This is a genomic window from Bacillus sp. FSL M8-0277 (assembly GCF_037975305.1).
Lineage (GTDB): Bacteria > Bacillota > Bacilli > Bacillales > Bacillaceae > Bacillus > Bacillus pumilus.
Map to the genome: position 1 here is coordinate 2,669,712 of NZ_CP150255.1, position 19,075 is coordinate 2,688,786.

A 19,075-nucleotide genomic window follows, 5' to 3' on the forward strand; every position below is an offset into this window, starting at 1 on the left:
TTGCTTTATCAAGCACTTCTTGTGTAACATGAAAAGAAACAGGGCAAACCTTTACTAAGTTTGTACAAAAGGAGGAGATCGTTATGCAATTAACCGTCTATTTAGCAGGAGAAATTCATAGCCAGTGGCGCGATGAAATCAAGGAGAAAAGCCAATCGTTGAAACTGCCAGTGACATTTGTTGGTCCAATGGAGAATCATGACCGCTCCGATCACATTGGTGAGGACATTTTAGGTGAGCAGCCGAATGCCATATTCAAAGATGATGCCGCTTCTGATTTGAACAATTTTCGTACTGAGATCCTATTAAACAAGGCAGACGTCGTCATTGCCCGCTTTGGTGAGAAATATAAACAGTGGAACACGGCGATGGATGCATCTGCTGCCATCGCTAAAGGGAAACCTCTCATTTTGATCCGTCCAAAAGAACTGCACCATCCGTTAAAGGAGCTATCAAACAAAGCGAATATCACTGTGGAAACAGTGAACCAAGCGATCAAAGCGTTATCTTACGTGTTTGAACAGCAATAAAAAAAGGCTGCTCTCTTGAAAGAGGCAGCCTTTTGATTATATTTACACCTGTTGATAAATAGAATCCACTGTACTTTGATCACAGTTTTTCACAAGACGGACGATTAATTCTTTTGCCGCTGCATAGTCATCCACATGCAATACTGAATGACTTGTGTGAATGTAGCGAGCACACACTCCAATGACAGCAGAAGGCACGCCTTGGTTTGAAATATGCACACGTCCAGCGTCCGTACCACCTGGTGATACGAAGTATTGGTATGGAATACTGTTTGACTCAGCTGTATCGAGCACAAAATCTCTCATGCCGCGGTGCGTAATCATGGTTCGATCAAAAATACGCAGAAGTGCACCTTTTCCTAGCTGGCCGAATTGGGTTTTGTCACCTGTCACATCGTTTGCAGGGCTTGCATCTAAAGCAAAGAACAGATCTGGCTGAATCATATTCGCAGCTACTTCTGCCCCTCTAAGACCTACTTCTTCCTGAACCGTTGCACCAGAATACAGATGACATGAAAGTGGTTCGTCTTTTATTTCTTTTAATAATTCAATCGCAAGTCCGCAGCCATAGCGGTTATCCCAAGCCTTCGCTAAAATCTTCTTAGGATTCGCCATAGGAGTAAAGACTGTTGCAGGCACGATTTGCTGTCCTGGACGAATGCCAAGTTCTTTTGCCTCTTCTTCACTGTCTGCCCCAATATCAATGAGCATGTCTGATGGTTTCACAGGTTTGCTTTTTTGTTCTGGTGTTAGAAGATGAGGTGGTGTACTAGAGACGACACCAGGAATTGGCCCGTGATCGGTATGAACATCGACACGCTGCGCCAGCATGACTTGACTCCACCAGCCGCCGAGTGTTTGGAAGCGGATCATCCCGTTTTTCGTAATGGATGAAACCATGAATCCCACTTCATCCATATGACCAGCCACCATGATTTTAGGTGCGTTCTCTGGCCCCTTGCGTACCCCAAACACACCGCCAAGACGATCCTGAATGAGTTCGTCAGAATATTTCTCAAGTTCCTTTTTCATAAAAGCACGCACATGGTGCTCATTACCTGGGGTACCTTGTAATTCTGTTAAATTTCGGAAAAGCGACAATGTTTCTTCATTCATTCTACGATTTACCTCGTTTCTATGTAATGACCATATATATTCCTATAAAAATAACACTCACTTTATACTATAAGAATTCTTTCGGTTTTCCAAGTATCTCTCCAGAAATTTTGAATATGCTTTCAACTATTCAGATTCCTTAACATCAATGGACAAGTTTTGTATAATGGAAAAAACAGCAATACGGAGGTGCAGCACGTTGAAGTTAAAACATGTTCTGATTGGTGCGAGTATTGGCGTAGCCGCTGCAATTGTTGCAAAGAAAGTATTTTTCCCTACGTATATCTCGTCTGAAAAAGCATTAAAAATTGTGAAATCCGCTTTTAAACAGCGCGGCCCGATTGATGGCTCTTGGATTTATACTGTACCAGAACCGTATACCGTAAATGGTGAAACGATTGATGTGTACAAATCTGGCATTACTCGCTCAGCCTTTGGCGAGCTTGAACAGTACGAAGTCATGATTGATGCCAAAACAGGCATGATTGTGGATGTCATTGATTCTGTGGCTTGATAAAGAAAGCTTCGCAAAGTTGTGTCCTTGCGAAGCTTCTTTTTTATATGGCTTTGATTTTTTTGTACACAGGATGCCACATAGCGTCCTGTACAGCCTGAATAAGGTCCTCAGGCGTTTCCTCTGCAATTCCTTCATCGATCGCTGCTTGCGCCACACGAACAGCTACTGTTGCTGAAACGGTTCGAAGCTGATCGACACTTGGCAGCATCGCTGCACCCGGCTTTCCGACATTGACCATGCTGGCAATCGCTTCAGCACTCGCAACAAACATGCTGTCTGTCATGAGGCGTGCTTTAGACACAATCGTTCCAAGGCCAAGCCCTGGGAACACAAGAGCATTATTTGCTTGCCCAATTTCATATGTGACGCCGCCATATTCGACAGGATCAAATGGGCTTCCTGTTGTCACGAGGGCGCGTCCTTCTGTCCACTCAATGAGATCTTCAGGCTTTGCTTCTGAAAGAGGTGTCGGGTTCGACATCGGTAAAATCGCTGGGCGCTCTACGTGTGACGCCATTTCTTTCACAATTTCCTCTGTAAATGCTCCTCCTACTGTCGAGGTGCCAATTAAGATGGTTGGTTTAGCCTGTTTGACGACCTCTAATAAATCAATGGAATGCTTAGGACCATTACGGGCATAATCCTTTACTTCGTCAGAACGTCTTGCATATGGCTTTTGAAATGGCTGAATGTCAGGCGAATCATCTGTAAGTAAACCTGTTTTATCAATACACCAGAAATGATCATATGATTCCTCTTCTTTGACTCCGTCTCTGACAATCGCATCACGGATCTGCTCCGCTATGCCAATCCCTGCCGTACCCGCTCCGAAAATGACGATTCGGTGATCTTTCAGCGGAACCTTCGAAGCTTTTGCACATGCCAGAACCGCAGCAAGTGAAACAGCTCCAGTCCCTTGAATGTCATCATTAAATGTACAAATCCGTTCCTTATATTTTTCCAATATGGCTCGTGCATTTTTTGTCCCAAAGTCTTCCCAGTGAAGGAGGGCATTTGGAAAGGTTGCGCGGGCAAGCTCTACATATTGATCGATAAACTGATCATAACGCTCGCCTCGAACGCGAGAATGCTGATTTCCAACATAAAGCGGATCATTCAAGAGACTTTCTTGGTTCGTCCCCGCATCAAGTACTACGGCCAGCACGCGGCTAGGATCAATGCCTGCTGCGGCTGTATAAACAGCAAGTTTCCCGACTGAAATGGCAATACCGCCAACACCCCAGTCTCCAATACCTAAAATACCTTCTGCATCTGTCGCAACGATTAAGTCAATGGATTCATCCACACCGTAAGAGGCAAAGATCTCTTCCATGCCTTCCAAGTCATCAATTGATAAATAAAGCCCCCTTGGCTTTCGATACTCGTGGCTATAACGCTGAATGGCTGTACCAACCGTCGGTGTATAGACAATCGGCAGCATCTCTGCCAAGTGCTCATTTAGTAATTTGTAAAAAAGCACTTCGTTTCTGTCATGAAGTGATGTTAAATACACATTTTTCCCCAGTTCATCTGGCTGTGCCTTGAACTGCTCATATGCACGCTTTGCCTGATCCTCTAATGTTAAAACCTTAGGTGGTAGAAAGCCCTTTAAACCAAGCTCTTCCCGCTCTTCCTTCGTAAATGCAACCCCTTTGTTTAAATAAGGGACGGACATGACTTCCATCCCTCTTAATGGTGTTTCAATGACATCACCATGTACACGATAAAATTGGTTCACCTGCACTCTTCCTTTCACAAGTTCATTTTGTCGTTATTTTGTGTGAAAGGCGAAAAAACATGCAGATGATCTTTTATCTTCCTGTTTCTCTTTTGACTTCATGTGTGATTTGCCCATCTTCATCCCACTTAACAGCGCGGTAAATCGCATCATGATAAAACAAGTACCACGCATTTTTTTCTTCTGCAAATGCCTGCCATTTTTGCTTAGCTGGAATTGAGGTCATTGGGTAATCATCATATGCCAAGACCCATAATGGATTTTTATGAGCGTGCGTTGGCATAATGTCAGCTAAATGAATCGCTGTTTCACCCTGACTTGTGAGCGTTAAGATGCTATGGCCATTGCTATGACCGCCTGTATGATGCAGCTCAATGCCTTCTATTACTTCGATGCTTTCTTCAAATGGCACCACTTGATCTGCTATAGGCTCCCAGTTTTCTTTCCAATATGTATTTCTTGAGCGGATGTTAGGCGCCCTCATTTCATCCCATTCGATTTTGGATGTGATGATTTTTGCTTGCGGAAAAACAGACACGAGCTTTTCTCCTTCGAGTTTTGTTAATCCGCTTGCATGATCAAAGTGAAGATGCGTCATTAAGACGTAATCAATATCTGCTGTTTGCAGGCCGAGTGCCGCGAGTGACTCTTGCAATTTTGTCTCTTCTGTTACGCCGTAATTGCGTTTTTGTTTATCCGTCAGCTTCCCTGATCCGATGCCGGAATCCACTAAAAAATGGAGACCATTCCACCGTATGAGGATTGGGTCACACCGCAGTTCAATTTGATTGCGATCGTTCACCGGGTATTTTTTTGACCATAATGGCTTTGGCACCACACCAAACATCGCACCGCCGTCCATGTGTGTATCTCCCCCGTTTAACCAGAAAAGTTCCATGTCACCTATGTTCATTGTCTCCATTGCTGTCATCCCTCCTTTTTCTATCGTAGCAAATACAGCTGAAAATCGCATGCATCAACCTTTTCATGAAAAAAGCTGACTGCAATTCTTTTTGCAGCCAGCTTGATGTCACTTGTTATTCTGAAAATTTCACTTCTGATCTATAGATAGGTTGTCCCATAGACGAGAATTTCTCTTCGTATTCCGTCATCACATTTCCTTCTAGTCCGTCCTTATGTAAATCTAAGCTTACATACGTTAAAAGAAGGCCATATGCAGAAAAGCTCTTTAAGGAATATTCAAATAACCCGCGGTTATCTGTTTTGAAATGCAATTCACCGCCTGGACGGAGAATATGTTCATATCGCTCTAAAAAGGCCTTAAACGTCAATCTGCGCTTTTCATGTCTTGCTTTTGGCCACGGATCAGAGAAATTCAAATACACTCGGTCAATCTCATTTTCCGCAAACACATCTGTCAGCGTTTCCGCATTAATGTTCAAGAGCTTTACATTTTCAACATCTGTCTCTTTGATTTTATCTACTGCTGTCACAATGACACTTTTAAATAATTCAATGCCAATATAGTTGGTATCAGGATGAAGCTTGCCCATTCCAGCGATAAAGCTCCCTTTTCCTGTGCCAACTTCAATATGGATTGGATGATCATTTCCAAACAGCTCATGCCATTTCCCTTTATATTGCTCTGGGTTAGCTAAGGCAATATGAGCATTTTCAGCTAAGTAATCATCAGCCCATGGTTTATGTCGCATTCTCAATTTGATACACCTCTATTTTCTTTACATTTTATCAAGATACCATGAAACATAAAGACCCGCAAGACAGCATCTTTATGCGCATATGAAAAAGACCAGCCCTTCGCTTGAGCTGGTCTGCCGCATGTATAAATTGGGTGCTGAATGCACAGTTTAACCACATAAATGACACGCAGAAAAGGAGCATACGTATGGGATTAAACCGTCAACATCAGCTTCAATTAATCAAAGATATTTTAACCGATCACCAGTTGGATTGCTGCGGGACTGTTGCAGAATATGAACAGGTGGGACGCGTGATTCAATTCATGCTGGCAAAAGAAGACCTTGATGCCGACATTCGTCAATTATTAACTGATATTTATGATTACAGCCAAAAGGGCACTTCTGTCAGTTCAATCGATGCACATATTGAGGCGCATCAATCGCATTTGTCAGAGTGGGTCGAGAATATTCCTCTGTCTTAATGAATATTTAACCGCTGTAAGAGTGCGCACAGCTCCGCTTGCACTTCTTGCTGCGCTTTTTCATTCCCTTTTCTTTTATGCCACACGACAAACGATACGGTTTCAGCGAGGACGTACCAAGCCATGCGTTTTCGCAAATTGTCTGTCAGCGGGGCACCGTACATTGAGAGCCAGCTTTCCCAGTTCTCTTCTTCAACATAATGGTATAAAAGTGGTCCAAGATCAATGGCTGGGTCAGCAATCATCGCCCCATCCCAATCGATCAAGTAAAGCTGGTTTTCATCTGTCAGCAGCCAATTATTATGATTCAGGTCACAATGACACACGACCTTGTCTTCAAATTGAACTGCCTCCACATGCTTCTCTAAGTACTGGATAGCACGTGTGACGTCGCGCGAATCAATTTGCTCTTTAAATATGGACTGTTTTAAATGCTTCAGAATGGATGCTGGGTCTAGAGAGTGCTTCTCTAATCGTTTCAGCATATCAAGCAATTCTTTCGATGTATGAATTTTTCTTAGCTGCTCTGCGACAGGACGGTCATTCATGTCCTTTGGCTTCAGCTCTCTGCCGCTCAGCCAGTGCTGCGCAGTGATGACATCCCCATTTTCCATCCGTTTTGTCCAGACAAGCTTCGGCACAATGCCTTCAGCTGACAAAACCGCAAGAAACGGTGACGTATTGCGTTTTAAAAATAGCTTTTGGTCATTGTGTGTTGCGAAGTACGCATCTCCCGTAGCGCCTCCAGCAGGAGAGATGTGCCATTCGCTACCTAATATTTGTCCCAACCAGTTCATATCAATTTTCAACCCATCATTTCTTAAAATATTTTAAATCGTGCTTTTTTAGTCGACAAAATTCAGCCGATTGAAGGTCAATAGGCTGTTTCTTTTTTTATTTATATGATCATAAAAACAAAAAGGACAGCTATTGAGAATGAGATGCTAAACAATAGCCGTCCTATAGATTTTATCGTTACCTTCTTATACTCGTCAAGCAAAACTAGAAAATCAGGACAAGAACCTTATGAAAAGAAAGGCTTTTTTCATGGTTCTTTGACTAAGACATTCACGATAAGTGATTTAAGCACGTAATTTTAAGGAGTACTCACTCGCCTTCACAAAAACAGGCGTTGCGCCAATCACTTCTCCATCTGCATGAAATAAGATTTTTCCATCTGCCTCCAAGTACGCTTCTTCGTGCTGAAACAGGGTAACGCCCTTCATTCCAAGGTGCTTGCGAAACACCATCGCACTTAGAAACAAGAGCACTTTAAATGGATTCAAATCTGTGACAACGAGTGTTTGAAAGCCTGGCTGCCTTGCGCTTACTTCTGGCGCTGCTTCCAGCCCGCCTCCGTAATAGGGGTGATTACAAACAATCACAAACCACACTTGGCGAAAGACCTTCTTCTCGTTTTCAATAAACAGTGCAAGGTCGAACGGCTTAAAGGACCATAAAGAATGGAGAAATGACAGCGGGTAGATGATAAACCCAAGCCCCAGTCGTTTCAGCCACTTTTTTCCTCTGAAATGCACTGTTTTCCTTAGCACATGCGCATCAAACCCAGCACCGATATGATTGATAAAGAGAACGGATTGTGCGCTTTCTGCGTGATCTTGAAAGGAGCCGAGTGAAAATGTTTTGGTGAGCATTCTTTTTTGCTTTCTCACTTCTTTTAGGACATCTTGACGATGGATGCCAAGGCCCTTCGCCGCATCATTCCAATGACCGGCGGGGACAAAGCTTAGCTGCACATGATCCATTTCCTTTAAGCCATTTAGGACTTCATGAATGGTTCCGTCACCGCCAATGACAATCAGGCGCTTTAGCCTGTCATCTTGCATGGCGCTAATTTGTCTTGCCAATACTTCTGCATGACCTTCATGCTGGGTGAGAAACGATCGATATGAGATCTCCACCCTTTGTAGTTCTTTCTCTATGCTCCTCCATGTACGAAGTCCTTTTCCATGTCCTGCTGCTGGATTAACGATAAAGTACCATTCATTCATATATTAGCTCCACTCAGGTCTCTTTTTTCGTGACCTTCCATTATGCCTTTAATCGAGCCATTCCTGCCTTCTTTTGCTGTCTGATTCACCATAAGCAAGCAATGCTTTTGTCGCCTTAAATTGCTGATGCTTTGTCGGCGCAGTATTTTTCCGCTGCTTTTCAAACCAATCTTCCGCCTTCTTCTTATCGACAACCTCCATCCCGTATGGAACTTCCGGTAAGTCAATATACGAGGTACGGCTGATCAGGATTTTTTTCACAGGAAGATGGACACCGCTTTGCTGTAAGATCTTTGACACGACGGTGCCAGAGCGTAGAAGGCTTGCGCAAGGATTCAAAACGGACTGAACCGCTTTCCCATTCGCCCGCTTTTCCCAAAAACGTTCCTTCGTTCCGATATATACGCTGTCAGGCTCTGCCTCTAAGAAGGATAAACAAATCACTTCCAGCGGCGTAATGAGGACTGGACATAATTCCATCTCTGCTTTTTGAATGAGCAGCACCGGTTTGTACATCACAAAATATGAATCCGGAAGCTGCCTAGCAAGCATGCGCAGCTTTTCGTCATACCGAATGTGATGGGAAACGGTCGAAATGTTGGAAATCGTCGAGCTCGCCCATTTTAATTGAACATCATATAGATGATCCTTAAAAAAATGAATGAGCTTCGTTTCATCTGTAGGAACGTTTGTAAAGACACCTTGCTCTATATCTGTCGGCTCGTTAAAAAGACTCAGGTCCCGTTCCTTCTTCATATCGGCTTCTTTTTGCTTTCTCTTTAAGGAGAATTTCTTTCTCTTTTCCTCCTCTTGTTCAGGCGCTTGTTCAGAGATTTGGTCAAATGAATGCTGCGTCTTCTCTTTTGAAGCTTTTTTTAACTCGTCCCACCTTTGCTTTTTCAATCGAATAAATTGATTGATGTAGTGATGCGGGTCTTGTTCATATCGTGATATATAATCTTGAATTTTGATAATTTGCGCCATCTGCTGCTCACTCCAACTTTTAGAATCATTTATGTAGTGCAAATTGTTTGATTGCGTGATAACGCGGGGTTTCTCTCGGGCGTATTTCATATAGAGTCATACAAGAAACCTCTATCACGTATGGCTCTTTGCGTAAAGGCGCTTGTTCTGCAAAAGAGTGATCCGCGTTCCATTTGCGCGCAATCGTCATATGCGGATGAAACGGTCTCTTTTCAACAGGATGTCCTGCTGACAATACGGCTTCTCTCACCTTTTCTCTTAATTGCATGAGTGGTTCACTTTCATTAGGTTTTGCAAAAAAGACTCTCGGGCGTTCCTTCGTGCCAAACTGTCCGACCTCATTCAGCTCTAGTGAAAATGCAGTGGCTTCCTTTGAGAGGATCTCAAGCAGCTCGATGATCTTCTTTAAGCGCTCATCTGGAATGGCACCTAAAAAGATCAAGGTCACATGATAATCATGTGGTGCTGTCCACTTTTGAAAAGACAGTCCGCTTCTTTGATCAATGTCTTTTTTGATTTGATGCGCAAGTTGTTCAGGGATGTGAACCCCGATAAAATAATGACGGTTTTCTGACACAATATCACCTGTCCTTTTATAACAAACTTTACGAATCCCCATTGATGATAGTATAACTAAAGAAATGCGGAATGAGAAGAAAGGGTGTCACATGATGAAGGTTGCACAAAATATAGCGGAGCTGATTGGCGATACACCACTTGTTCAATTACAGCGGCTTCAGCCAGACAATGCGGCAGCTGTTTATTTAAAGCTGGAATCGTTTAATCCTAGCGGCAGTGTGAAGGACCGCGCTGCTTACAATATGATCGTCGAGGCTGAAAGGCAAGGGAAGCTTACAAAAGGAGCGACCATTATTGAACCGACGAGTGGGAATACAGGGATTGGTTTAGCTATGAATGCAGCAGCTAGAGGGTATCAAGCCATCCTTGTGATGCCTGATACGATGACAAAGGAACGAATCAATATTTTGAAGGCTTACGGGGCGCAGGTCGTTTTAACCCCAGGAGAAGAAAAAATGCCAGGCTGTATTCGCAAGGCAGAGGAGCTGGCAGCTCAAATTCCTCATAGCTTTATCCCGATGCAATTTGATAATAGAGCGAATCCAGATGCCCATAGAGGCACAACGGCTGTTGAAATCATGGAAGCTGTCAAACAACTTGGAAAGCCCCTTGGAGCCTTTGTCGCAACAGCAGGAACTGGCGGAACCATTACAGGCACTGGAGAGGAATTAAAGAAGGCTTTCCCTCATTTGACCATACGTGTGGCAGAGCCGAAGGGATCTCCAGTCTTATCTGGCGGGACACCTGGCAAACATAAACTTGTTGGCACAAGCCCAGGATTTATTCCCAAAATTTTAAACGAGCATGTCTATGATGAAATCGTGCAAGTAAGCGATGAAGATGCGTACAATATCACACGTCAGCTTGCCCGTATTGAAGGAATTTTAGTTGGTCCATCCTCTGGTGCAGCCTGCTATGCTGCGATTGAAACAGCCAAGCAATTGCCGGCAGATCAAATCGTGATCTGTATGACAGCAGATACAGGCGAACGATACTTATCAAGTGATGTTTTTCAAGATTAAAAAAGGAACAGGGTCATGAATCCCTGTTCCTTTCAGATTGTTGACAAAGGGCTAAAATGATCTTGATTTTAGCCCTTTATCTTCTTTTCAGCGTGTTAGAAAACCTTTGCAGCCCTAGGAAGGGCGAGCACCGGAACGGAGCGAATTTGACATTCGTGAGTACCGGCGCGCAGGACTGACACCGAATGCGAGGGTTTGTCTACATGCTGTTTCAAGGCTAGGACGATTTGTCGGACTTCACCTCAGCCTGCTCCCCTGTGATGAGTAAAGCCTGCTCATCAGTAAGCGGGCATAAATCGAGCGTCTGCTCATACTGCTCCATGATTTGCTGCGCAGCCTCGCCTAAATAGGTATTGTACATATGCGGTACCGGACAGTAGCTTATCTCATTGAATCCTTGATAAGATGAAAGCTCTGTTGCCTTCTGCCGATCATCCATCACGGAGATATATTCAATGCTTGGCGCCATGATGATACTCCCTGCGGATTCGCCAATGTACAACTTGCCTTTATTGATTTCTTCTTTTAGCACGTCATCGAGACCGTGATTTCTCAATTCCTGCAGCAAATAGAAGGTGTTGCCTCCTGATACGTACACCACATCATTTTGTTTTATCATCTTTATGATTTCTTCGGCAGACTGCTCAGCTATTTGAACGATTTCTAGCTGCATACCGAGTTGATGAAAGGCTTCTTTCGCTGCCTCCACATAGTGAGTGACTTCTTCCACAGCACTTGCTGTTGGAAAAAATGTCACACGTTTTCCTTTTAATGATTCACCCGTAAAGTCAGATAAGAGAGAATAGCTGTCTTTGAATGAAGAGCATAAGAACATTTTTTTCACTGTGAATCCCTCTTCTCTTTTTCTATTTTGCCAATTCATACATGGCTTGTGCATATAGAGCGGTTGCTCTTAGTAGATCATCGATTTCGATATATTCATCCTTCTGGTGTGCGCAATCTGGTCTGCCAGGGAAGAGAGGACCAAAGGCAACGCCTGCTTCTAAAGATCTCGCATACGTTCCTCCACCAATGGCAATCAGGTGAGCTGGATCTCCCGTTTGTTCCTCATATACCCACTGCAATGTTTTGACAAGTGGGTGATCTTTTGAGACGTGATGCGGGGGGCTGTCATCAAATTTTAGAAGGGTAGCCCCTTTGATGCCTTCGATCCCTTTTTTAACGTCCTTGCCGTCTGCTGTCACTGGATAGCGGACATTTAATCCTAGCTTCGCTTCCTCGCTTTGTGTATAGCGGATCGTGCCAACATTCAAGGTCAAATCTCCGCTAATGTCATCTTTGCAAGCAATCCCCAGCTTTTTCCCTCGTGTATCCTGATCAAATAAAGCGTTGATTTGGGAGGTAAAAGCAAGCCCGTCTTCATCTAATTCTTGTCCACATAGGAAATTGGCCATATGAATGCCCGCATTGATGCCATGCGCCGGCTCCATAGCATGAACTGATTCACCTTTTAATGTGAAATGCAGTCCATCCGCTACATTCTTTACCTCACCTGATAATTGATTGTCAGCAAGATAAGCTTCAAAAGCTGTTTTTAATGATTCAGCATCGTGTTCTTGTGCCGCTGTCACAGTGGCAGTTGCCTCATCCGGCACCATATTCAGCCGCATACCCGATGTGAATTGCTTGAGCGTATAGCGCTGATGTTGTTCTGTATGTTGATATGTAAATGACACAATGGCATCAATGATCCCTTTTTCAGCATGAATAATCGGAAAATCAGCATCTGGTGCAAATCCAATTTGCGGCATCGCCTCGTGCTTGAAATAATGGTCCACACAGCGCCAATCACTTTCTTCATCTGTTCCAATGATCATTCGAATCTTTTTTGACAGCTTCATCCCTGTATCTTTTAACATCTTCAGTGCGTAGAAAGCCGCCATGGTTGGCCCTTTATCATCAATTGCGCCTCGTGCAAATATTTTATTTTCTCTTATGTCCGCTGAAAATGGCGGGGTTGTCCAGCCGTCACCAGCAGGCACAACGTCCACATGGCATAGCACACCTACAATGTCTTCGCCTTCTCCATATTCAATATGACCAGCATAGCCATCCACATTCTTGACTGTGAATCCTTCGTCTTCCCCTTTTTTCAGCATATACTGAAGGGCCTGATCGACTTTTTCACCAAATGGCTTTCCTTCTTTTCCACCTTCTTCATCAAGGACACTTTCAATTTGTAAAAAAGATTGTGTGTCCTCAATCAAATCGTCTTTTTTTCGTATGACTTCAGCTTCCCAATTCATTTTTCCATTCCTCCTTGAAAAAAGGTTGCAATCCACCCTTAAAACGAATATTATATTAATTGTTTTGTAATAATGTTCGTAAATGGAGGATTTTATGTTTCAGTTAAAAGAAAACCAAACCAACATAAAGAGAGAATTAATCGCTGGTATGACGACATTCTTTACTATGGTATATATTGTTGCCGTTAACCCAGGAATTCTTTCAAAAGCAGGCATTCCTTTTGACCAAGTCTTTACTGCAACAATTATCGCTGCTGTCATCGGTACACTCTGGATGGCACTATTTGCAAACTATCCGATTGCGATTGCACCAGGCATGGGGCTGAATGTCTATTTCACCTTTACAGTTGTCGGTGGTGGCGGCATCAGCTATCAAACAGCGTTCAGTGCGGTATTTGTTGCTGGAATACTCTTTATTATTTTATCGTTAACATCCCTTAGAAAACAACTGATTCAAGCCATTCCAGATAATTTAAAATACGGCATTACAGCCGGAATCGGGCTTTTTATTGCATTTATCGGCCTCCGTCAGTCTGGGATTATCGCAGCTGACCCGGAAAATTTAGTGAAGCTTGGCAACTTAAGCTCGCCTGTTGTCATTTTAACGCTTGTCGGCTTAATGATCTCTGTTATTTTAATGGTACTTCAAGTAAATGGCGCTCTGTTTATCGGCATGTTAGCGACGACACTGATTGCGGTCGTAACAGGCCAGCTTCATTTTCCGAAAATGCTGATGGACATCCCTGCACTACCAGAAGGCATGCTGATTACAAACCCATTCGCTGCCTTCGGCGATGTATTCTCTCATCATTTATACGCTGTCGTCTTCTCCTTCTTACTAGTGACGATTTTTGATACAACGGGCACAATGATCGGAGTGGCCGAACAAGCAGGACTCATGAAAAATGGGCAGCTGCCAAAGGTACGCAGAGCCCTGCTCGCTGACTCTGCTGCAACGACGATCGGTTCTATGTTTGGAACAAGCCCAACGACAGCTTATATTGAATCATCATCTGGGGTTGCTGCTGGCGGAAGAACTGGACTCACTTCTTTAACGGTCGCTGCACTGTTTATTGTGGCATTGTTTTTCGGTCCGCTCGTTCAAGCCATTTCTTCTTTACCATCCATCACATCACCTGTTCTCATCATTGTCGGGTGCTTGATGATGAACTCCGTGTCACGCATTCGCTGGAACGAGCTAGACGAAGCATTCCCTGCTTTTCTAGTGATCCTTTCCATGCCGCTGACATCTAGTATTTCAACCGGAATTTCACTTGGATTTATTTCATATCCACTTGTGAAACTGGCAAAAGGGAAATGGAGAGAAGTACATGTACTTGTTCTCATCTTTGCCATTTTATTTTTCATTCAGCTCTTTTTCTTAGAAGGATAACAGAAACAAAAAAGGCACATTCTAACAAGGGATGTGTCTTTTTAAGATGAGTGAATTTTTTATTTTGTAAATTTTCTGTGTTTCATTTTTGGACGTTTGAATGTGACAGTATTCTCCATACGCCTTACGCCCATTGGGTTGTAACCGAATTCAAAACATGGTATATACCATGTTTCGATTCATGAAGACAAGTTAAATAACATGTAAAGTTGACTTTTTGGTGGAACTAGATGCATAATAACGTGTATAATAGAATAAAACATTAAGAAACACGAACATTTACCATTGTTGCATGTCCTTATTTCGCAGTTTTAGTGTAGTAAGTTGTGGTTAGTCAAGTCCATCCGATCTTATTGATAGGGAGTGGTTTTTTGAAACCTTCAACAAACCGTATGATGACTCGAATAAAATCAGTCTATATGTTCATTCAAGAGAAAGGTCTTGTGACGACACAAGAGCTGGTTGATGAATTCGGGATCACACCTAGAACCATTCAAAGAGACTTAAACGTGCTTGCCTATAACGATCTTGTTCATAGTCCAAGCAGAGGCAAATGGGAAACAACGAGAAAAAAAGTAAAAATATCATCTTAAGCGTATAATGAACTGTCCATATAACAAAAAGAACCGGCGACATGCCGGTTCTTTTCTTTTGTTCTACATTTATGGTCGATTGATTAAGCTGTCTAATTCTTCGTCCGTCAATTCACGGTACTCCCCTGGCGCTAGATCTTCATCTAAAGAGATAGCCCCCATCGAGCGTCTTTTTAAAAAGATGACTTCATTTCCCACTGCTTGCGCCATCAGCTTCACTTGATGGTACTTTCCTTCAGTAATTGTTAAACGGATGCGTGTATCTTCACTTTCATTCGCATCTACTTCAACCTTTGCCGGCTTCGTGCGGTAATCATCTAAAATGACAACACCCTCTTCAAGACGCTTGATGTCTTGATCTCCTAATGGATATTTCAAATGAACCTCGTACGTTTTTGGCACATGCTTTTTTGGAGAAAGTAATTGATGAGCAAGCTGTCCATCATTTGTGAGGAGGAGAAGACCGACTGTATCCTTGTCTAGTCTCCCAACAGGAAATGGCTCCCTTGCGATATCCTCCGGCTCAAGTAAACCGACGACCGTTTCATCCCGCAAATCTTCAGTAGCTGAGATGACACCATCTGGTTTGTTCATCATTAAGTAAATGAATTCTTTATATTCTACACGCTCTCCGTGTACGAGCACTTCATCATTCGATGGATCAACATGATCTTTCACCTGCTTCGCCAGTTCTCCATTCACGGTGACTGCCCGTGCCTTGACCAGCTTCTTTACATCTTTTCTTGAACCAAAGCCGCTGCTAGCAAGCAATTTATCAAGCCTCATGAAACTCCACCTCTTCTTAACTCTTTTTTCTTAAAAATTTGGGCATACGGCTGCCGAGTACACGCTCAAGTAATCCTACCTTATATGACAAGAACAGATACACACCGCCGCCAGTGATCATTGAAATTAAAATGACGATACCCGCGTTAATAATTCCACCTTCATACGAAATCACTTGGCTCACAAGCTGACATGTCGCATACGCCACTACAGCCATAATCGCAGTCAAAATACCAATGAGAATAAATCGTTTGAAAATCCTGCGGAACGAATAGCCGGCATGGCGCTTAATCATGATAAACATATACAAGATGGACGCACTATAGCCTAACGCAGTCGCAAGCACAGAACCATTTCCTTGCAGCCAGCTGATTAGCGGAATGTTCAGAACCGTTTTAATGATGATCCCTAACAACAGACTGACGATGGCAAATTTTTGTTTGTTAATTCCCTGCAAAATCGCTGCATTAATGGTGAATAAAGAAAACAATAACGCAACAGGTGCATACCAGAACAAAATTGACATCCCAATCTCAGGATGAACAGACGGATAGAAAAACCAATAAACCGGTCCAGCTAATGCCGAGATACCAAATGAAGCAGGCAGCACGAAAAATAATATGACCTGCATCGTCTGATCAATTTGTCTATTGAGCAGCTTGTAGTTACGAGCTGTAAATGATTCCGTAATCGTTGGAATCAAGGTTAAGCCAAACGCTGTTGCAAGGGACACAGGAATCATCACGAGCTTCGGTAAATATAACGTCACAATAGACAATACCGCTGTACTAATATCCTGATGGCCTGATGCAATCATGGCTCTGTTAATCGTGTTTGTATCTATATAAGAATAAATTGGAATCGCCAGTCCAACAAACACATACGGTGCGGCATAGCTAAATAGCTCTGTAAACATTTGCTTATAAGATAAGTCAGAGGAAGCACCTGTATTCGGTTGCATGGATAAGAGCCGATCCTTGCGCTTCAGCCAATATAAATAAAGCGTGAATAAGCCGCCAAATGCGCCGATAAGTGCTGCAAACGTAGCATATCCGACAGCGATGACAAGACCGCCGTCAAGCACTTTTAAAATAATAAACGTTGCTGTTAATAGGAAGATGATTCTGACAAGCTGCTCGATGACTTGGGAAACAGCTGTCGGTCCCATCATAGAGTGTCCTTGGAAGAACCCTCGCACGAGACTCATAATTGGTACAACCAAAAGACCTAAACTGACCATCCGAATCACATATACCACTTGGTCGACGGTCAAACCGCCTGTTTCATTTGATCCGCCAAGCTGAATTTTGGCGAAAATTGGTGCACTCAAATATAAAAGAGAAAAAGCGATAATCCCGGTGACAAGCATGACCGACATACCCGCCCTGAACATTTTTCTTGTTGTCTCATAATCGCCAATTGCATTATATTTAGAAACAAATTTTGATACCGCTGTTGGAAAACCAAGCGTAGCAATACTTAAAAAGATCGTATACTGATTGTATCCATATTGAAATAGCGCTCCACCAGTAGCTCCAACCATTGCGCTAAATGGAATTAAATAAATCATACCAAGAATACGAGAGAGATAAGTCCCTATCGTTAAAACCAACGTACCACGAAGCAGTTTATTAGACATGCGCTTAACCACCATTTTTCTAATGAATATTCAACTCAACTATTTTACCACATCATTTCGACGCACAGGTAACAAATCCAATACAGAAGGCACAAAACCAATCAATTCATATTTCAGCCTTCCCCAATTTTCGTTATAATAGATAAATGACTGAAAGTAGAAAGAGGAATGTAACATGAAACATTATGATGTCATTGTCATTGGCGGTGGACCTTCTGGACTGATGGCCGCTATTGCATCAGCAGAGCACGGTGCAACTGTTCTGTTAATTGACAAAGGAACCAAGCTTGGCAGAAAGCTCGCCATTTCTGGCGGTGGACGCTGTAACGTCACCAATCGCCTTCCAGTAGAAGAAATCATCAAGCATATTCCCGGAAACGGCCGTTTTTTATATAGTGCATTTTCTGAGTTCAATAACGAGGATATTATTTCGTTTTTTGAAAACCTCGGCATTGAACTTAAAGAAGAAGACCATGGACGTATGTTCCCTGTCTCAAACAAAGCACAATCTGTTGTGGATGCCCTTTTAGACAGGCTCCGTAACCTCAATGTGACCATTCGAACGAATGAGAAGATTAAAACAGTTCTGTATCAAGACGGACAAGCAGCCGGAATTGTTACAAATAATGATGAAAAAATTTCAAGTAAATCCGTTGTGATTGCTGTTGGCGGAAAAAGTGTGCCGCATACTGGTTCTACTGGTGACGGCTACGCATGGGCAGAAGCCGCTGGTCATACGATTACAGAGCTCTTCCCAACAGAAGTACCGGTCACATCAGATGAACGTTTTATAAAAGAAAAAGTGCTCCAAGGGCTTTCTTTAAGAAGTGTGGCTGTCAGCGTTTTAAATAAAAAGGGAAAACCTGTCGTCACACATGTCATGGATATGATCTTTACACACTTTGGCTTATCCGGCCCAGCTGTTCTTAGATGCAGCGGATTTGTGGTGAAAGAATTGAAAAAGCAGCAGGTCGTCCGTCTGCAAATAGACTTATATCCGAAGCTTAATGACGAAGAGCTTTTCCAAAAGCTTCATCGAGACCTAAAAGATGAACCAAAAAAAGCCATTAAAAATGTCCTAAAGTCTTGGATGCAAGAACGCTATTTATTGTTTTTGTTAGAGAGGAACGGTATAGATCCGCAAGACACTTTTTCTGGTCTTGCTAAGGACAAACTGCGCGCATTCGCCCATGATTGCAAACATTTTATCGTTCATGCCAATGGTACACTCTCTTTGGACAAAGCGTTTGTCACAGGAGGTGGCGTTTCTGTGAAAGAAATTGAACCGAAGAAAATGGCGTCTAAAAAAATGCCCGGTCTTTATTTCTGCGGAGAAATTCTAGACATTCATGGTTATACAGGCGGATACAATATCACGTCAGCACTTGTGACTGGCAGGCTTGCTGGTATGAATGCTGCACTCGAAGCAAAGGAGAGATTTTCATGATAAGACGTGCACTTCCGATTATCCTAGCAGTTGTGATTAGTTTGACAGCCGCTGTTTTCTTAAAGCTGTCCATTACCCCATTAAAAGTTGCCATTGTGTTGGCATTTACCATCTTCGCTGTTTGTTTAAAAGAATACGTTTATCGTCTTCGTAAACGTATTGAAGAAAAATCATCTTCACATATCGATAGTTGATTAATGGAAGCAAAACATGTTACGGTAAAGTAGAGGTCGAGTGAGAAGCTCGCCTCTTTTTGTTTGAAATTAGTTGAGTTAGGGGATATTAAGTAAATCCTCTGCTTAAACGTGT

The 19,075-nt window shown here is 42.9% G+C and carries 20 protein-coding genes; 8 read left to right on the plus strand and 12 right to left on the minus strand.

The window, feature by feature from the left end; all coding sequences use genetic code 11:
* Positions 1–83 precede the first annotated feature (83 nt).
* A complete protein-coding gene (locus MKZ05_RS13415) occupies positions 84–530 on the plus strand; it encodes a YtoQ family protein (protein ID WP_003217634.1) in 447 nt (148 codons plus the stop codon).
* A 42-nt stretch (positions 531–572) separates the two neighbouring features.
* On the opposite strand, the gene MKZ05_RS13420 is transcribed toward MKZ05_RS13415, so the two are convergent.
* A complete protein-coding gene (locus tag MKZ05_RS13420; RefSeq protein WP_003217679.1) occupies positions 573–1,646 on the minus strand; it encodes a M42 family metallopeptidase in 1,074 nt (357 codons plus the stop codon).
* A gap of 199 nt (positions 1,647–1,845) precedes the next feature.
* Between MKZ05_RS13420 and MKZ05_RS13425 the strand changes: the two genes are divergently transcribed.
* Positions 1,846–2,160: a PepSY domain-containing protein gene (locus tag MKZ05_RS13425; protein ID WP_003217759.1), complete on the plus strand. Its 315-nt coding sequence runs from the start codon at positions 1,846–1,848 to the stop codon at positions 2,158–2,160.
* Positions 2,161–2,203: 43 nt separating this feature from the next.
* On the opposite strand, the gene MKZ05_RS13430 is transcribed toward MKZ05_RS13425, so the two are convergent.
* The 3 genes from MKZ05_RS13430 to trmB all read right to left on the minus strand — a co-directional run bounded on the left by MKZ05_RS13430 (position 2,204) and on the right by trmB (position 5,580).
* A complete protein-coding gene (locus MKZ05_RS13430) occupies positions 2,204–3,901 on the minus strand; it encodes an NAD-dependent malic enzyme (protein ID WP_113768674.1) in 1,698 nt (565 codons plus the stop codon).
* A 73-nt stretch (positions 3,902–3,974) separates the two neighbouring features.
* The gene (locus tag MKZ05_RS13435) at positions 3,975–4,823 is read right to left on the minus strand and encodes an MBL fold metallo-hydrolase (protein ID WP_339160349.1); all 849 of its coding nucleotides are present in this window, start codon (positions 4,821–4,823) and stop codon (positions 3,975–3,977) included.
* A gap of 115 nt (positions 4,824–4,938) precedes the next feature.
* Complete coding sequence (gene trmB, locus MKZ05_RS13440) at positions 4,939–5,580, minus strand: tRNA (guanosine(46)-N7)-methyltransferase TrmB (protein WP_050943547.1); 642 nt, start codon at positions 5,578–5,580, stop codon at positions 4,939–4,941.
* 188 nt (positions 5,581–5,768) lie between these two features.
* Between trmB and MKZ05_RS13445 the strand changes: the two genes are divergently transcribed.
* Positions 5,769–6,044, plus strand: coding sequence for a YtzH-like family protein (locus MKZ05_RS13445; protein WP_126740821.1), 276 nt, complete (start codon positions 5,769–5,771; stop codon positions 6,042–6,044).
* Here MKZ05_RS13445 and MKZ05_RS13450 read toward each other — a convergent pair.
* The 4 genes from MKZ05_RS13450 to thpR form a co-directional block, all read right to left on the minus strand.
* Positions 6,041–6,841 (minus strand): phosphotransferase family protein, encoded by an 801-nt coding sequence (locus MKZ05_RS13450; RefSeq protein WP_170966030.1) that lies wholly within the window; start codon positions 6,839–6,841, stop codon positions 6,041–6,043. The two genes, MKZ05_RS13445 and MKZ05_RS13450, sit on opposite strands and share 4 nt — an antisense overlap.
* A gap of 285 nt (positions 6,842–7,126) precedes the next feature.
* Entirely contained in the window at positions 7,127–8,056 is a 930-nt protein-coding gene (locus MKZ05_RS13455) for a YegS/Rv2252/BmrU family lipid kinase (RefSeq protein WP_284906085.1), read from the minus strand.
* A gap of 48 nt (positions 8,057–8,104) precedes the next feature.
* Positions 8,105–9,040, minus strand: a complete 936-nt coding sequence (locus MKZ05_RS13460) for a hypothetical protein (RefSeq protein WP_106033037.1) — start codon at positions 9,038–9,040, stop codon at positions 8,105–8,107.
* Positions 9,041–9,065: 25 nt separating this feature from the next.
* Positions 9,066–9,617, minus strand: a complete 552-nt coding sequence (gene thpR, locus MKZ05_RS13465; protein WP_003217661.1) for an RNA 2',3'-cyclic phosphodiesterase — start codon at positions 9,615–9,617, stop codon at positions 9,066–9,068.
* 91 nt (positions 9,618–9,708) lie between these two features.
* On the opposite strand from thpR, the gene cysK reads away from it, so the two are divergent.
* On the plus strand, positions 9,709–10,641 hold the full coding sequence (gene cysK, locus MKZ05_RS13470) for a cysteine synthase A (RefSeq protein ID WP_339160352.1): 933 nt from the start codon (positions 9,709–9,711) through the stop codon (positions 10,639–10,641).
* A 217-nt stretch (positions 10,642–10,858) separates the two neighbouring features.
* Here cysK and MKZ05_RS13475 read toward each other — a convergent pair whose 3' ends face one another.
* Both MKZ05_RS13475 and pepV read right to left on the minus strand, forming a co-directional pair.
* Positions 10,859–11,485, minus strand: coding sequence for a Type 1 glutamine amidotransferase-like domain-containing protein (locus tag MKZ05_RS13475; RefSeq protein ID WP_137055369.1), 627 nt, complete (start codon positions 11,483–11,485; stop codon positions 10,859–10,861).
* Positions 11,486–11,507: 22 nt separating this feature from the next.
* Positions 11,508–12,908, minus strand: a complete 1,401-nt coding sequence (pepV, locus tag MKZ05_RS13480) for a dipeptidase PepV (protein ID WP_339160354.1) — start codon at positions 12,906–12,908, stop codon at positions 11,508–11,510.
* 94 nt (positions 12,909–13,002) lie between these two features.
* Here pepV and MKZ05_RS13485 point away from each other — a divergent pair, with 94 nt between their 5' ends.
* Both MKZ05_RS13485 and MKZ05_RS13490 read left to right on the plus strand, forming a co-directional pair.
* A complete protein-coding gene (locus MKZ05_RS13485) occupies positions 13,003–14,301 on the plus strand; it encodes an NCS2 family permease (RefSeq protein ID WP_339160356.1) in 1,299 nt (432 codons plus the stop codon).
* A 371-nt stretch (positions 14,302–14,672) separates the two neighbouring features.
* Entirely contained in the window at positions 14,673–14,894 is a 222-nt protein-coding gene (locus MKZ05_RS13490; RefSeq protein ID WP_008356419.1) for a DeoR family transcriptional regulator, read from the plus strand.
* Positions 14,895–14,963: 69 nt separating this feature from the next.
* On the opposite strand, the gene MKZ05_RS13495 is transcribed toward MKZ05_RS13490, so the two are convergent.
* The gene (locus MKZ05_RS13495; RefSeq protein WP_339160357.1) at positions 14,964–15,680 is read right to left on the minus strand and encodes a pseudouridine synthase; all 717 of its coding nucleotides are present in this window, start codon (positions 15,678–15,680) and stop codon (positions 14,964–14,966) included.
* Between the two features lie 16 nt (positions 15,681–15,696).
* On the minus strand, positions 15,697–17,319 hold the full coding sequence (locus MKZ05_RS13500) for a polysaccharide biosynthesis protein (protein WP_003217649.1): 1,623 nt from the start codon (positions 17,317–17,319) through the stop codon (positions 15,697–15,699).
* 175 nt (positions 17,320–17,494) lie between these two features.
* Between MKZ05_RS13500 and MKZ05_RS13505 the strand changes: the two genes are divergently transcribed.
* Both MKZ05_RS13505 and MKZ05_RS13510 read left to right on the plus strand, forming a co-directional pair.
* Positions 17,495–18,766 carry an NAD(P)/FAD-dependent oxidoreductase gene (locus tag MKZ05_RS13505; RefSeq protein ID WP_050943539.1) on the plus strand — a complete coding sequence of 424 codons (1,272 nt, stop codon included), beginning with the start codon at positions 17,495–17,497 and terminating at the stop codon, positions 18,764–18,766.
* Positions 18,763–18,960, plus strand: coding sequence for a hypothetical protein (locus MKZ05_RS13510; protein ID WP_050943538.1), 198 nt, complete (start codon positions 18,763–18,765; stop codon positions 18,958–18,960). Before MKZ05_RS13505 ends, MKZ05_RS13510 begins: the two co-directional genes overlap by 4 nt.
* Positions 18,961–19,075 lie beyond the last annotated feature (115 nt).